The 14,019-nt window shown below is 36.6% G+C and carries 12 protein-coding genes; 1 reads left to right on the forward strand and 11 read right to left on the reverse strand.

Going from position 1 to position 14,019, the window contains the following annotated elements; all coding sequences use genetic code 11:
• Window positions 1-2: 2 nt before the first annotated feature.
• Window positions 3-1,163, forward strand: a complete 1,161-nt coding sequence (locus LNP04_RS11955; protein ID WP_229983191.1) for a glutathionylspermidine synthase family protein — start codon at window positions 3-5, stop codon at window positions 1,161-1,163.
• Between the two features lie 36 nt (window positions 1,164-1,199).
• On the opposite strand, the gene ribH is transcribed toward LNP04_RS11955, so the two are convergent.
• The 11 genes from ribH to LNP04_RS12010 all read right to left on the reverse strand — a co-directional run bounded on the left by ribH (window position 1,200) and on the right by LNP04_RS12010 (window position 13,869).
• The gene (gene ribH / locus LNP04_RS11960; RefSeq protein WP_229983192.1) at window positions 1,200-1,715 is read right to left on the reverse strand and encodes a 6,7-dimethyl-8-ribityllumazine synthase; all 516 of its coding nucleotides are present in this window, start codon (window positions 1,713-1,715) and stop codon (window positions 1,200-1,202) included.
• A 4-nt stretch (window positions 1,716-1,719) separates the two neighbouring features.
• Window positions 1,720-2,427, reverse strand: a complete 708-nt coding sequence (locus LNP04_RS11965) for a tetratricopeptide repeat protein (RefSeq protein ID WP_129535354.1) — start codon at window positions 2,425-2,427, stop codon at window positions 1,720-1,722.
• Window positions 2,428-2,574: 147 nt separating this feature from the next.
• On the reverse strand, window positions 2,575-3,111 hold the full coding sequence (locus tag LNP04_RS11970; RefSeq protein ID WP_229983193.1) for an adenine phosphoribosyltransferase: 537 nt from the start codon (window positions 3,109-3,111) through the stop codon (window positions 2,575-2,577).
• A gap of 3 nt (window positions 3,112-3,114) precedes the next feature.
• Complete coding sequence (locus LNP04_RS11975; RefSeq protein WP_229983194.1) at window positions 3,115-4,305, reverse strand: hypothetical protein; 1,191 nt, start codon at window positions 4,303-4,305, stop codon at window positions 3,115-3,117.
• 52 nt (window positions 4,306-4,357) lie between these two features.
• A complete protein-coding gene (locus tag LNP04_RS11980) occupies window positions 4,358-5,374 on the reverse strand; it encodes a hypothetical protein (RefSeq protein WP_229983195.1) in 1,017 nt (338 codons plus the stop codon).
• Between the two features lie 124 nt (window positions 5,375-5,498).
• Entirely contained in the window at window positions 5,499-6,830 is a 1,332-nt protein-coding gene (locus tag LNP04_RS11985) for a quinol:cytochrome C oxidoreductase (RefSeq protein WP_229983196.1), read from the reverse strand.
• Between the two features lie 8 nt (window positions 6,831-6,838).
• On the reverse strand, window positions 6,839-7,525 hold the full coding sequence (locus LNP04_RS11990; protein WP_229983197.1) for a cytochrome c: 687 nt from the start codon (window positions 7,523-7,525) through the stop codon (window positions 6,839-6,841).
• The gene (locus LNP04_RS11995) at window positions 7,518-8,039 is read right to left on the reverse strand and encodes a DUF3341 domain-containing protein (protein ID WP_047443227.1); all 522 of its coding nucleotides are present in this window, start codon (window positions 8,037-8,039) and stop codon (window positions 7,518-7,520) included. The genes LNP04_RS11990 and LNP04_RS11995 overlap by 8 nt, the downstream gene beginning before the upstream one ends.
• The gene (gene nrfD, locus LNP04_RS12000; protein WP_229983198.1) at window positions 8,026-9,423 is read right to left on the reverse strand and encodes an NrfD/PsrC family molybdoenzyme membrane anchor subunit; all 1,398 of its coding nucleotides are present in this window, start codon (window positions 9,421-9,423) and stop codon (window positions 8,026-8,028) included. The genes LNP04_RS11995 and nrfD overlap by 14 nt, the downstream gene beginning before the upstream one ends.
• A 25-nt stretch (window positions 9,424-9,448) precedes the next feature.
• Window positions 9,449-12,493, reverse strand: coding sequence for a TAT-variant-translocated molybdopterin oxidoreductase (locus LNP04_RS12005; RefSeq protein WP_229983199.1), 3,045 nt, complete (start codon window positions 12,491-12,493; stop codon window positions 9,449-9,451).
• Between the two features lie 23 nt (window positions 12,494-12,516).
• A complete protein-coding gene (locus LNP04_RS12010; RefSeq protein WP_229983200.1) occupies window positions 12,517-13,869 on the reverse strand; it encodes a c-type cytochrome in 1,353 nt (450 codons plus the stop codon).
• Window positions 13,870-14,019 lie beyond the last annotated feature (150 nt).

The raw sequence follows: 14,019 nt of genomic DNA on the forward strand, positions 1-14,019 counted from the left end.
TTATGAAAAGAATACAATCACAATTTCGGAAAAACTGGGAACATAAGCTTGAAAACTTAGGCTTTGGCTATCATTCGCTGGAAGGACTTTACTGGGATGAAAGTCATTATTATGAGTTTTCGATGGATGAAGTCAACAAAATTGAAAACGCAACTACAGAATTGTGGCAGATGTGTCTTCAGGCTGTTGATTATATTATTGAAAAAAATCTTTGGGACAAATTCAATATTCCTGAATGGTTTAGAAATTATATTATTACAAGCTGGGAAGAAGATCATCCATCGATTTACGGGAGATTTGATTTTGGTTTTGACGGTGAAAATTTAAAACTGCTTGAATTTAATGCAGACACGCCGACCTCTTTATATGAAGCTTCGGTCATTCAGTGGTATTGGCTACAGGAGATGTTTCCTTATAAAGATCAGTTCAATTCAATTCATGAAAAACTAGTTGATTATTGGAAGTATCTTAAAAAATACATGAATCCGCATTATATTTATTTTGCTTCATTAACCAATATTGAAGATGTAACCAATGTGGAATATTTGCGGGATTGTGCTACACAGGCAGGTTTCGAAACCGAATTTATTCCCATCCAAGATATTGGCTGGGCAGAAGATATTGAAGAATTCATTGCAGGAGACAGAACGATTATGGAATATATTTTTAAATTATATCCTTACGAATGGATTCTGCAAGATGGTTTTGGCGAAAAGTTAATCAGTAATAATTTCAGATCTCAATGGATGGAGCCGGCGTGGAAAATTCTTCTTTCCTCAAAATCTATTTTGCCGATTCTTTGGGAAATGTTCCCGAATCATCCATATTTATTGGAATGTTATTTTGAACCAAAACATTTGAAAGATTTCGTTAAAAAACCAATCTATTCAAGAGAAGGAGCCAACGTGAGTTTATTTAAAGATAACGTTGCGATTGAAGAGAATGATGGCGACTACGGAAAAGAAGGTTTTATTTATCAGCAGCTATTTGAGCTCCCAAATTTCGACGGAAATTATCCTGTCATCGGAAGTTGGGTGATTGGTCAGGAATCTGCAGGAATCGGGATCAGAGAAAGCGTACATTTGATTACCAATAATCAGAGTAGATTTATTCCTCATTTGATCGATTCAAACAAAATTCACATAAAAGAAAAGGAGCTGTAAAAATCAGCTCCTTTTTTATTTCAATAGATTTTAGGTTTATTTTCCAAAACCGATGTTTCCTTTTTTATCAGAAAGATTTCTTTTAAATTGGATCATGCTTAAAGCTGTTACTGCCGCTTCTACACCTTTGTTTCCCAAATCACCGCCACTTCTTGCGATCGATTGTTCTTTGGTGTCATCTGTCAGAACGCAGAAAATAGTTGGAGTATCTGTCAGGATATTACAGTCCTTAATTCCCTGAGCGACTGCGTCACACACAAAATCAAAATGTGGAGTTTCACCTCTGATCACACATCCGATGGCGATTACCGCATCAAATTTTCGCTCTTTGCAAAGCTGCATGCTTGCATAGTTCAATTCAAAAGCTCCCGGAACGGAAAATAATTTGATGTTTTCAGACTTTACACCTTCTTTCTCAAGAATTTCTAAAGCCGCATCACGTAGATTATAAGTTACAAAGTCATTCCACTCAGAAAAAACAATGCCGATAGAAAAATCCTCGGCATTATTTATATGTAGTGGCTTGTAATCTGAAAGATTAACTGTTGCCATGTGTTTAGTAATATTTAGTCATTTCAATATAAGAATCAGACATTCCGTTGTCGTAGTCTTGATATTTTTCGTCAATTGCTGCGAAATATTTTTTAGCTTCTGCATTTTTCTTCATTCCTAAAGCAACGATACCTGCTTTTCTTGTAAAGAAGTAAGAAGTATAAGGATCATCTGAAGCTGAAGCAGCTTTGTCTAATAAAGATAACGCTTCGTCATTTTTGTTAAGACCAGATTTTGCATCTGCCATTGCGCCATACTTCATCGCCATCAATGTTTTGTTGTCAGAAGAAAATTTATCTAAAAGATCAAAAGCCTCTTGGAACTTACCTTCTTTAAATTTTAATAAACCTGCATTGTAAGCAGAAAGTTTACCGATTTTAGTTGAAGAATATTCGTTGTACGTTCCTAAATAACCAGGGTTAGCAGCAGATTTTCCACCTAAAGCTTCTTTATCTTTACCTTCTGTAAGATTTTTCTGTGCAGCTAAATACGTTTTTACCGCTTCAGCATTCTTTGGAGCTACCACAAATTGCTGGTACCCAAAATAAGCTAAAACTCCTACAACTAAACCAATAAAAGCAGCACTTAATGGTTTTTGATATTTTTCTAAGAATCTTTCTGTGTTTAAAGCCTCTCTGTCAAGGTCTTTAAAAAATTCTACTGTTTCTTTACCTTCTTGCTCATTTGGAGCATTTTTTCCCAATTTTGCCATAAATTCTTAAAAAATTGAACTGCAAATTTAATTGTTTCTGAGTGATTTACAAAATACTTTGCAGGTATTATTAAATGAATTGTAATTTCTTTATTTTTCCATTAATTTTTCTATGATTTAAATAAAAGAATTAATGATTTTAAATCTTTAATATTCTAAAGTGTGATAAATTTCTGCATCAAATTTCCTGAGCTTTTCATCACCTTTCAAATCTTTTAAGCCAATCAAAAAACTGAACTGAACTACTTTTGCTCCTTGCTTTTCAACCAGTTTTGCTGCAGCTTCTGTTGTTCCTCCGGTTGCTAAAAGATCATCATGAATTAAAATTCTCTGACCTTTTTTGATTTGACCTTCACGGGTTTCAATTTCTGCACTTCCATATTCCAGATCATATTTTTCTGAAATGATCGGTGGTGGAAGCTTGCCCCTTTTTCTGATTAAAATAAAAGGAACATCCAAAGCTACTGCAATCGCAATCCCAAAAAGATAGCCTCGGCTTTCAATTCCGCAAACTGCATCTACTTTTCCTTTGCTGAATTTTACCAAATCTTCAATAACTTCTTGGTAAAGTTTTGGATCCAAAAAAATAGGCGAAATATCTTTGAACTGAATTCCGGGAATTGGAAAGTCTGCAATATTTTCAATCGTGTTTTCCAATTTTTGTATCAGTTCTTGTGATGCCATTTTTTATGGATTGATTTTATAACTTGAAATTTTCCATTCTCCGTTCACGCTTTTCAGTCCAAAAGTCGCTTTTAGAGAAGTTGTTCTTCCATTTTTATCAGTCACATCATACGTTGCGTTTACACTTGCAGCGTTAGGATTTGAAGCATTTGTTGTAATATTTTTCACACTCACATTTTTCACAGCTCCAAAACCTGAAGTAGGGTTTGAGAAAGACTCATAGCTTCCCCAGCTTGGGTTGCTTGATGAATCGAATGCCGCTTTTAGATTTTGTGAGCTTACATTATTTAAAAATTTGCTTACTGTACTTTTCGGATCAGCTGTTGGCTGTTTCGGTTGAGTCGGTGTAGTAGCGTTTGGATCTGTGACAGTACCAGTTGTTCTTGTTGGATTCGCCGGATCAATTACTGCATTCGGGTCTTGTACCACCATTGTTGAATCTGTTTTCGGAACTTCAGGAACTTTCAATGCATTAGGATTTACATCTAATCCGATTTTTGACATTTTGAAAGTCTTTGCTGTTGTTTTTACAGAAACAGTGATGTCGATTTTATTGTCGACTATTTTAGATGCCAATAAAGATGAAAATTTAAGATTAAATCCTCTGAAATTATTATCAAGCATCAGGTTTTTTGCAGTCGAAAGTTTCACACCATTGCTGAAAACCTCCAAAATCGTTTCTAAAGCTGCTCCGGTGAAAACGATGGGTCTTCCTGCGTTGTCTACCAACCTAGGAACAATTTGCATTGCTGTCGGTCCGTTTCCTGCATCTCCGGTCAACGTAGTTGCGAGATTTAAAGAGTTTGCTTTTACATCATTCGGATCGCTTTCTTTTGCGGTTTCGTCACCGAAGATATTCATTTCTCCTAATGAAGGTGGGGCAGTGCTTGCCCACTCAATACCATTTTTTTGAGCAACATCATCTGCCATTGACAAAATTTCAGGAACTTTTTTTCCGTTAATCAATTGACCTAAAGCTTTCAGTTCATTCACATCGCCTTCAGCTTCTACACCGAAAGTTTTTAGAATATAAAGCGCTTCGTTGAACTTTATCTGCTTAATTGTGGTAAGACTCGATGCCATATCGTTGATACTCGACTGTAAAGTCTGGGTTGTAGTTGCATCTACGCTGTCTTTTTTACATGAGGTAAAAAGTAACAGGCTGAACATGAGTAACAAAGAAAACTTTTTCATTTTAATTATGGTTTATGGCAAATTTAGTAAAACCTTTATGAATACTGATTTTTTATTTTTTGTTTTCTTTTTCCTTTAAATCTTCTTTGAAAAAAGAACTGAAGATGGTTTGCATATTTGGAAAAGAGGCATCTTCCCAATAGTTTGTTTTATACTGACTGATGTTTTTATTGAATTTTAATTTTTCAACATCATTATTATCACTGAAATCTAATTCTGTAGGATGGAAGTTTTTATAGACGATCACCTGATTGTAATTTGGTTCACTTTTGTGTTTAAGTTTAATGAAAGAAATCTCATTTGACTCAAGAAAATCTCTCAGTGTTTTTTGTGAACCTTTATCATAAGAATGATTCATAATTCCTTTAATATCGTAAAGTCTGTAACCAAAAAGTGCCAGCTCTTTTTCTTGAAGTGCACTTCCTGTGATTTCTATCTCATCTTTGGTATTTCCTTTCAATTCTTTTATCGTTGCTTTTTTATTTTTATATTCAGCTATGTTACCAACATTTTTCAGAGCCGGAAGATCAAGAAATGCGTTATAGTCCCAAGATCCCATTTCTTTTTTCTCATTTTTTGCATTTTCTAGTCTGAAAATTCTGTATTGCTCAATATTTGTGCTTTTCACTTTTTTGGTTTTGTTATCAAAAACATAAGTAACAATTCCATCAACGTAGCAATTTAACTTATTGTTTAGGGTAACGTAAGCATTGAAATTTCCTTTAATTAAAACATATTTTGCGGGTTTATTGTTTTTGATAACAACAGCCTCAATATCTTTTACTCTGTCGTTTAATTTAACCACATCTTGATCTAATTCAGTAAAAGAAAATGTTCCTAATAACAAATTATCATACACCAGTTGAAATTTTTCCTGAGATGGCGTCAATTTCTCTCGCTCTATTTTTCCGTCAATGTCAGAATAAGCAACAATGCTTCCGTCTTTTCCAAAGACAGAAACTTTTGGTAGTGGCTGGTTTGTTTTTTCAGAAATGAAAGTTGTTGTTTGTGCATTGAAAATATTGATAAACAATATTAGTAGTAAAGAGAGTAGATGAGTTTTTTTCATGGTTTATTATTTAAGTTTATTTATTAATAAGACATTCATTTTTATAAATGGTTGCCTTATATTACAAAAAAAAGACTGATTTAAGATAAATCAGTCTTTAAAATTATTATTTTGTTACAAGTTCTTAGAAAGGATACTCGTAAATTTCAGATTCGTGAAGGTAAGGGTTACCCGTCGGAATTAATTTTAATTTAGCTAATGCAGACATTACTGTGAAGATAAATAATCCTACAATAAATAATACTGCACCTAAAACTAATAGAAGTACTTCAGGAGTTTTCCAGTAAGGACCAACTGTTCCCGGCATTACCATATTAAAGTAATCTAAAAGGTGACCTAAGATTACAACTACTGCCATGATAGTTACCACTTTGTAGTTTCTCTTAATGCTTGAACTTACCAATACCAATAGTGGTAATAAGAAGTTGATGATCAGCATTGGCAAGAAAGTAACTCCGTAGTGTTGGAATCTTCCAAAGAAGTAATTTACCTCTTCCGGTACGTTTGCATACCAATATAGCATAAACTGAGCAAACCATGTGTACGTCCAAAGCATACTTGTAGCAAAAAGGAAAACTCCTAAATCGTGCAAGTGATTGTCATTGAACTGTGGCAAGAATCCGTTTTTCTTAAGGTAAACACTTAGTAAAATAATTACTGCGATACCACTAGAAAGACAGCTAACCATAGAATACCAGATATACATTGTAGAATACCAGTGAGGGTCAATAGACATCAACCAATCCCAAGCCCAAGCTGCAGAAGCAAACCCGAAGAATGCGATATATCCTACTGCCCATCTGTAAAGGAACTGATACTCAATCAAAGATTTTGTATCATCTACTTTTTTAGATTGTGCTTTCAGTTTCCATGCGAAGAATGAAGCTCCGATTACGTAGATCAAAGTTCTGACAGCATAGAAAGGAATATTTAAAAATACTTTCTTTTCAAATAAGATCACATCAAAGTGTGCAGAGGTTGGATCTGTCAAATCCGGATCCATCCAATGAAAAAGGTGACCGTTGTGAGTGATATTCAGAATCATCAAGATAACTAAAATAGCACCACCCCAAGGGATGTAAGAAGCAATCGCTTCCATTACTCTTGTGATAATAATTGGCCATCCTGCATGAGCTGCGTGCTGAATACAGTAGAAGAACAATACCGCACAACTTACTCCGAAGAAAAATACTGCAACAAAATGTAATGAAGCCAAAGGCTGATTGTGAATTTGCATTGCTGCATGCTCTAAATGAGAAGCCTCATCTTGAGGACCCACCATCTCGCTTGAGTGTGTAGGAGCATCATGACCAGCAGAATGTACCGCATGCATCATGTCTTTAATTCTTTCTTCGGTGATTCCGTTATTTAGGAAAAAGCCAATTCCAAATAGAACTAAACCTACAACAAGAAGTATGATAGAAGTTGATTTTAATTTTGGTGAAAAACTATACATTTCTTTTCTTATTTTTTAGTTGCGGTAGAATCTGTTTTTGCTGCTGTAGCTGAAGCTGCTGCCGGTGCGCCTTTTTTGAAAGCATTCATCACGTACATTGCTACTCTCCATCTGTCGCCAGGGTTTAGCTGACCAGCGTAAGAACCCATTGCATTTCTACCGTTAGTTAATACATAATGAACAGAACCTACAGTGATTTCTCTGTCTGCATAATTTGGTACACCTGAGTATGCTCCGCTTTGAACGATTGGCCCTTGTCCGTCACCACCAGTTCCGTGGCAAGCTGAACAAGTACGATCAAATAACATTTTACCTCTTTCGATATCTTTCGCAGCATTAGCCGGATTCAAAGGAGAAGAAGTTAATGATTTTGAAGCATCATAACCTGCGTTATACTCATCCGGATTTTTTGGAAGTTTGCCTTCTTCAAAAACACCATCTTTATTTTGAGCAACAGAACCTTCCACTGGACCAAGACCTGTAGCACCATTATTTTTAACAAATGCAGGGATCTCATTTTCATGGTCTGAATAGGCAAGCTCAGCTTTCATTAATGGATCGTAAGCTACCGGAAAGTACATGTCTGGGAAATATACCAATGGTGTATTTTCTTTCGGTCCGCAAGAATTAAGTAAAACTGCTGTTAAACCTAAAACTGCTGTAATTTTTAGTACATTCTTTTTCATTTTAAGCATCTTTAACAGTTATTTCTTCAACTCCCGTATCAACAAGCAGCTGCTTAATAGATTCTACATCTTCAGTAATAAATTCCATCATGAATTTATCATCTGTAGTTCTTGGATCTGGGTTCTGAGCCGGAGCACCAGGATACATTTTGTTTCTAACCAAGAAAGTCAAAGACATCATGTGTGCTGCACAGAATACCATTAATTCAAACATTGGAACTACGAATGCCGGCATGTTGTGTGCCCAGTCAAAAGCTGGTTTACCACCGATATTCTGAGGCCAGTCATGATTCATTACGTACCAAGTAACTGTTGCGCCAATACTCACACCATATAAAGCGTAGATAAATGCAGCATCAGAAATTCTTGTTTTCTTTAAACCTAAAGCTTTATCTAGCCCGTGAACCGGGAATGGAGTATAAACTTCGTTGATTGCGATTCCTTTATCGTTGAATGCCTTAACTCCGTTCATTAGATCGTCGTCATCAGCATAAAGTCCGTATACAATTTTAGTGGTGCTCATCTCCTTCTTTTGCTTTATAAGTTTCACCTGAGATTTTCAAAATCGATTTTAATTCTGCCTGTGCGATTACAGGGAATGTTCTTGCGTACAATAAGAATAATACAGAGAAGAATCCGATAGTTCCTAAGTATACACCTACGTCGATGATGGTTGGTTTAAACATCGTCCAAGATCCTGGCAAGTAATCTCTTGAAAGGTTGATAACGATGATGTCAAAACGCTCAAACCACATCCCGATGTTGATAATCAATGCAATAATAAATGTTGCAAGAATATTTGTTCTTACTCTTTTAAACCAGAATGCAGCCGGAATAATTAAGTTACAAGATATCAATGCCCAGAATGCCCACCAGTAAGGTCCTGTAGCAGCACCCGGAGAAAGATAAGTAAAGTCTTCGTATCTAGAACCAGAGTACCATCCGATGAAATATTCAGTTGCATAAGCTACTGTTACCATACCACCTGTTAAGATGATGACGATGTTCATAATTTCAATATGATACATTGTGATGTAATCTTCAAGGTGACAAACTTTTCTAGCGATTAACAATAGTGTTTGTACCATTGCAAATCCTGAGAAGATAGCTCCTGCAACGAAGTAAGGAGGATAGATCGTAGAGTGCCATCCTTTAATTACTGACGTAGCAAAGTCAAAAGATACCGTAGTGTGTACCGAGAATACTAATGGAGTAGCCAAACCTGCCAATACCAAAGATAATTCTTCGAATCTCTGCCAGTGTTTTGCTTTACCACCCCATCCGAATGCAAGGAATGTATAAATTTTTCTTGTCCAAGGAGTTTTTGCTCTGTCTCTGATCATTGCAAAGTCAGGAATCAATCCCATAAACCAGAATACTGTTGATACTGAGAAATACGTTGAGATTGCAAATACGTCCCAAAGTAGAGGAGAGTTGAAGTTCCCCCAAAGAGAACCAAACTGGTTAGGAAGAGGGAATACCCAGTATCCTACCCAAACTCTACCCATGTGGATTACAGGAAAGATTGCCGCCTGTACAACTGCGAAGATCGTCATCGCTTCTGCAGAACGGTTTACAGACATTCTCCAACGCTGTCTAAATAATAATAATACTGCGGAGATAAGTGTTCCGGCGTGACCGATACCTACCCACCATACGAAGTTGGTAATATCCCAACCCCAGTTAATAGTTCTGTTAAGCCCCCATGCTCCAATACCTGTCCCGATAGTGTAGGCGATACAGCCGAATCCGTAGATGAATAGAACTAAGGCTGCATATAGTGATACCCACCATAATTTTCCTGCTCTTTCTTCGATAGGTCGTGCAATATCTTCTGTGATATCGTGATAAGTTTTGTGACCAATAATCAGAGGTTCCCTTATCGGAGCTTCGTAATGTCCTGACATTTTTTACCTATTTATTATTTAAACTTTAATTTTCTGCTCTGTTTCTTACTTTAGTGTGATAGAACACGTTTGGTTTTGTTCCTATCTCTTCAAGTAAATGATATCTTCTGTTGCTAGAATATAACTCTCTCACTTCAGATTCTTTGTCATTCATGTCTCCAAACATCAGTGATCCTGTTGAACAAGCCGAAGCACAAGCTACTGAATTTTTAAATTCATTATCTGTTACTTTTCTGTTTTCCTTCTTAGCATTTAAGATGGTTGCCTGAGTCTGTTGGATACACATTGAACATTTTTCCATTACCCCTCTTGTTCTTACAACAACATCCGGGTTAAGTACCATTCTTCCTAAATCGTTATTTTGATTAAAATCAAAACGGTCATTCAGGTTATATGTAAACCAGTTGAAACGTCTTACTTTGTACGGACAGTTGTTTGCACAATATCTAGTACCGATACATCTGTTGTAAGCCATGTGGTTTTGACCTTGCTTACCGTGTGAAGTAGCCGCTACCGGACATACAGTTTCACAAGGAGCGTGGTTACAGTGCTGACACATCACCGGCTGGAAGATCACATCTGGACTTTCATTTGGTTCAATCAAGATGTCGTACAATTGAGGAACATTTAAGCCTCTTTCAACACCTTCTTTAGTCTCGATTTTTTCTTTTGCAGAATAGTAACGGTCAATTCTTAACCAATACATATCTCTAGACATTCTGATTTCTTCTTTTCCTACAACAGGAACGTTGTTTTCTGCCTGACAAGCAATGATACATGCTCCACAACCAGTACAAGAGTTCAAGTCAACTGATAGGTTGAAGTGAGGACCATCTGTATCATCAAATGCATCCCAAAGGTCAATTTTACCTGCTGGTAACGCACCGCTGATCGTATGATATTCCAATGGCTTGTTCCATCCGTGGTGTTCGTCATCAAATGCTACATTTAAATATTCCTTTAACGGAACTTCTTTAGCAATATCATAACGCCCCATTAGAGTGTTTTGAAGCTGAATACCTGCAAATTCATGGCTTTCACCTGTTTTTTCTATTTTAACATTAGAAATAACAAGGTTAGAACCATCAAATAAAGGATAAGCATTTACCCCAGTATCTGCAGTTGCTCCTGAATCTTTTTTACCATAACCAAGCGCAAGACCTACTGATCCGTCTGCTTGTCCCGGCTGAATAAATACAGGAACGTCTTTTATTGTTACTCCGTTTACCGTTAGATTTACAATAGAACCATCTAACTGCATTCTTGCATTTAGATCATTTTCTATACCTAAATCTTTCGCATCTTTCGGAGAAATTGTCAAGTAGTTATCCCAAGACATTCTTGTCAATGGATCCGGTAATTCCTGTAACCAAGGGTTGTTTGCCTGAGTTCCGTCACCTATTGAAGTCTTCGTATATAAAACTAATTCTAAATCTGATGCTTTAAAGTTTCCTAATTCAGCAACAGCCTGTGCAGCGTTTCCGCCAGCATAAGATAAAGTAGTTGCATTATTAGAAGCAACGATACCGTTATATAGAGCTTTGTTGAAAGAAGTTCCCCCTAAAACAGAAGCAGAATTCGCTTTTAAATAATCGTAATAGTTGTTTGCTGCGTTATTCTTTCCGTTTTTCCAAACCAATAGAGATTCTTCAATCTGTCTTGATTTGTAAATTTTCTGGATTGTTGGCTGCATTAATGAATAAACTCCAGACTGAGGCTCAATATCACCCCAAGATTCTAGCCAGTTAGCTACAGGAATTACAGCTTTCGCTGCTTTATACATTTCATTTTTCTTGTCTGCAACAGCAATAACGTAAGGAACTTTAGCCAATGATTTTTTGAAGTCCTGTCCTTTGTGGTGAGAATAGATTGGGTCAACGTTGTTCGTGATTAAAACACCAACTTGTCCACCATTTATCCATCCTAAAAATTCGTTGAATCTTGCTTTATCAAACTCTTTTAGGAAGTTTGCTTTACCAGTGAAAGCTACTGAACCTAGTTTTTGGTTGATTAAGTGAGCTAAAACCTGAGCACCTTTAGAACCGTCAGCGAAAACTACAGCTTTGCTGCCTTTTGCTGATAATTCTTTAGCAAGCTCATTCGCTAATTTATCTGAAGAGCCACCTCCAACGATTGCGTTGTAAACTTCAACCAAAGTTTTGTTTACAGCACTTGGCTTTAATCTGTATCTTGAATCTGCATTAGCTCCAGTTAAAGACATGTTTGATTCCACTTGAATGTGTCTCAACATGTTTGCTCCTGGCTTTCTTGCTGCAGCGTAAGAAGTTTCTAAACTTGCTGCGTTGTATTCTCCTAAAAAATCTGCCTGGAAAGCAACCACCAATTCAGAACCTTTAAGGTCATAAACAGGCAAAGCTCTCTGTCCGAATACTTCCTGTGCAGCATCCAAAGAAGCAGCGTAAGGAATTGCATCATAAGTTACCAGTTCAGCGGTAGGATATTTAGCTTTAAATTCAGCAAATAGTTTTTTGAATGTAGGTGAAGCAAAAGAGTGAGATAATAAAACAATTCTTTTACCTGAAGCTTTCGCTTCTTCCAAACCTTTGATTACAAAGTCATCTACTTTATCAAAAGTTTCGTCTTTCCCTTCAAACTTAGGCTGCTTTACTTTATCGTTATCATAAAGAGAAAGTACACTTGCCTGAGCTCTTGCGTTAGTTTTACCTAAATCACCTGCTGCCGGGTTCGGATCAATTTTGATAGGTCTTCCTTCTCTGGTTTTTACTAAAACACTTGCGAAATCGAAACCGTCAAAATATGTTGAAGCGTAATAATTAGGAACTCCCGGAATAATATCATGCGGTTTTACCACATAAGGAATTGTCTTGATTACCGGTGCCTCACAAGCTGCTAAAGTAACTGCTGCAGTAGAGAAACCTAATAACTTCAAGAAATCTCTTCTTGTTGTACTAGCATCACTTTTCTCAGCATCTCCTAAGAAATCTTCTACCGGAATTTCTTCTTGGAACTCTTTAAGAGCCAGCTTTCCGTTTAGGGAAGGGTCTTTAAGTTCGTGAATACTTCTAAATTGTATTTTGTTTGAAGCCATTTATACTTCTGATTTTTTAGTTATTAATAATGACATTTACCACACTCAAGACCTCCAATCGCATCTACAGTAATCTTACCACCATCTTGAGGGTATTGTTTTTTAAGCTTTTCGTGTAGATTTTTGAAGTATTCTTTATTATAACCGTTGTTCATATCAACTTCTGTTGTTCTGTGACATTCGATACACCATCCCATAGTGAAGTCGTTTGCCATTTGTACCACATTCATTGTATCAATTTTTCCGTGACATGCTTTACATACAACATCAATCTTGTTGTCAGGATTTTTCTTGTTGAATGAGTTGATAATCGCTTGCTCACCTGCTACTACGTGCTGAGAGTGGTTGAAGTAAACGAAATCTGGCATGTTGTGAATTCTTGTCCATTCTACAGGAGTTGTTTTACCCGTGTACTGTTGTTTTTCAGAATCCCAGCCTGTTGCTTCATAGATCTTCTTGATTTCGCCGTCATAGAAAGCTTTATCTTTTCCTGGCTCAAGATACTTACCGTTATACTCGGAAATTGTTCTGTGACAGTTCATACAAACGTTCATAGAAGGAATTTCAGAAACCTTACCGTATTTAGCACTTGAGTGACACAATTGACAGTCGATTTTATTTTCTCCAGCGTGAATTTTGTGAGAGAAGTAGATAGGTTGTTCAGGCTTATAACCTTTGTAAACACCGATCCACATGATCCAGTTCCATACACCATAAGTTGCTAGTATAGCCAAAACAGCTAAAAGACCTTTACCGATGTAGTGGTATTTTTCGTAGATTTCACTGAAAGATTTAACTCTTGTTTCATTAAGTCCGGCTAAATCATCAGACTGACCTAATTTTACTAACTGTCTCAGTTTGACTAAGATCCAAACCAATAAAGCAGCAATTGCTAAAAGTGAAATAATGACAATACTTGAAGTCGTGTTATTTGCCGGTGTTCCTGCTGCAGGTGCTCCCTGTGCAGGAGTTTCTGCCACAGCAGCTACAGGTGCAGGAGGATTAGTTGTGTACTCTAAAATGTCGTCAATATCCTTATCTGTAAGATTAGGAAAGACCTGCATTTCAGTCTTGTTGTACTTTTCAAAAACTTCGTTGGCATACTTGTCGCCAGAAGCTCTGAGTGCTTTGTTGTCTTTAATCCACTTGTGAAGCCATTCTGTGTCTAGTCCCTGCTCAGACTTAAGTCTTTCTACCACACCTTTCAATGCTGGTCCTACAACTTGTTTGTCTAAAGCGTGACATGCCGTACAGTTTGCCTTAAAAAGTTTCTCACCGTTTGCAGGATCGCCTTGCCCGTAAATTGAAGCACTTGTTGATAGCAATAAACCTATCGCAATCAGCCCTTTTTTATAATGCTTTCTCCAACTAATCATTTAAATTGTCTTATGTTAGTAAATATTGAATGTGTAATCAATCCCGCAAAAATAATATTTTTAACATGAATTTAACGGCATATACAAAGGGGAAAATGTCATTATGGTTTAATTTGTAACTATTCTAAATAACTATGGTTGCTGTATTTT

Origin of the sequence: Chryseobacterium sp. C-71 (assembly GCF_020911865.1) — a bacterium.
Taxonomy (GTDB): Bacteria; Bacteroidota; Bacteroidia; order Flavobacteriales; family Weeksellaceae; genus Chryseobacterium.

What these genes read in the sequence shown, in the direction of transcription:
- LNP04_RS11965 (WP_129535354.1), bottom strand. Translation starts at nt 2,427, where the DNA reads ATGGCAAAATTGGGAAAAAATGCTCCAAATGAGCAAGAAGGTAAAGAA.
- LNP04_RS11975 (WP_229983194.1), bottom strand. Translation starts at nt 4,305, where the DNA reads ATGAAAAAGTTTTCTTTGTTACTCATGTTCAGCCTGTTACTTTTTACC.
- nrfD (WP_229983198.1), bottom strand. Translation starts at nt 9,423, where the DNA reads ATGTCAGGACATTACGAAGCTCCGATAAGGGAACCTCTGATTATTGGT.
- LNP04_RS11985 (WP_229983196.1), bottom strand. Translation starts at nt 6,830, where the DNA reads ATGTATAGTTTTTCACCAAAATTAAAATCAACTTCTATCATACTTCTT.
- LNP04_RS12010 (WP_229983200.1), bottom strand. Translation starts at nt 13,869, where the DNA reads ATGATTAGTTGGAGAAAGCATTATAAAAAAGGGCTGATTGCGATAGGT.
- LNP04_RS11990 (WP_229983197.1), bottom strand. Translation starts at nt 7,525, where the DNA reads ATGCTTAAAATGAAAAAGAATGTACTAAAAATTACAGCAGTTTTAGGT.
- LNP04_RS12005 (WP_229983199.1), bottom strand. Translation starts at nt 12,493, where the DNA reads ATGGCTTCAAACAAAATACAATTTAGAAGTATTCACGAACTTAAAGAC.
- LNP04_RS11980 (WP_229983195.1), bottom strand. Translation starts at nt 5,374, where the DNA reads ATGAAAAAAACTCATCTACTCTCTTTACTACTAATATTGTTTATCAAT.
- LNP04_RS11955 (WP_229983191.1), top strand. Translation starts at nt 3, where the DNA reads ATGAAAAGAATACAATCACAATTTCGGAAAAACTGGGAACATAAGCTT.
- LNP04_RS11970 (WP_229983193.1), bottom strand. Translation starts at nt 3,111, where the DNA reads ATGGCATCACAAGAACTGATACAAAAATTGGAAAACACGATTGAAAAT.
- ribH (WP_229983192.1), bottom strand. Translation starts at nt 1,715, where the DNA reads ATGGCAACAGTTAATCTTTCAGATTACAAGCCACTACATATAAATAAT.
- LNP04_RS11995 (WP_047443227.1), bottom strand. Translation starts at nt 8,039, where the DNA reads ATGAGCACCACTAAAATTGTATACGGACTTTATGCTGATGACGACGAT.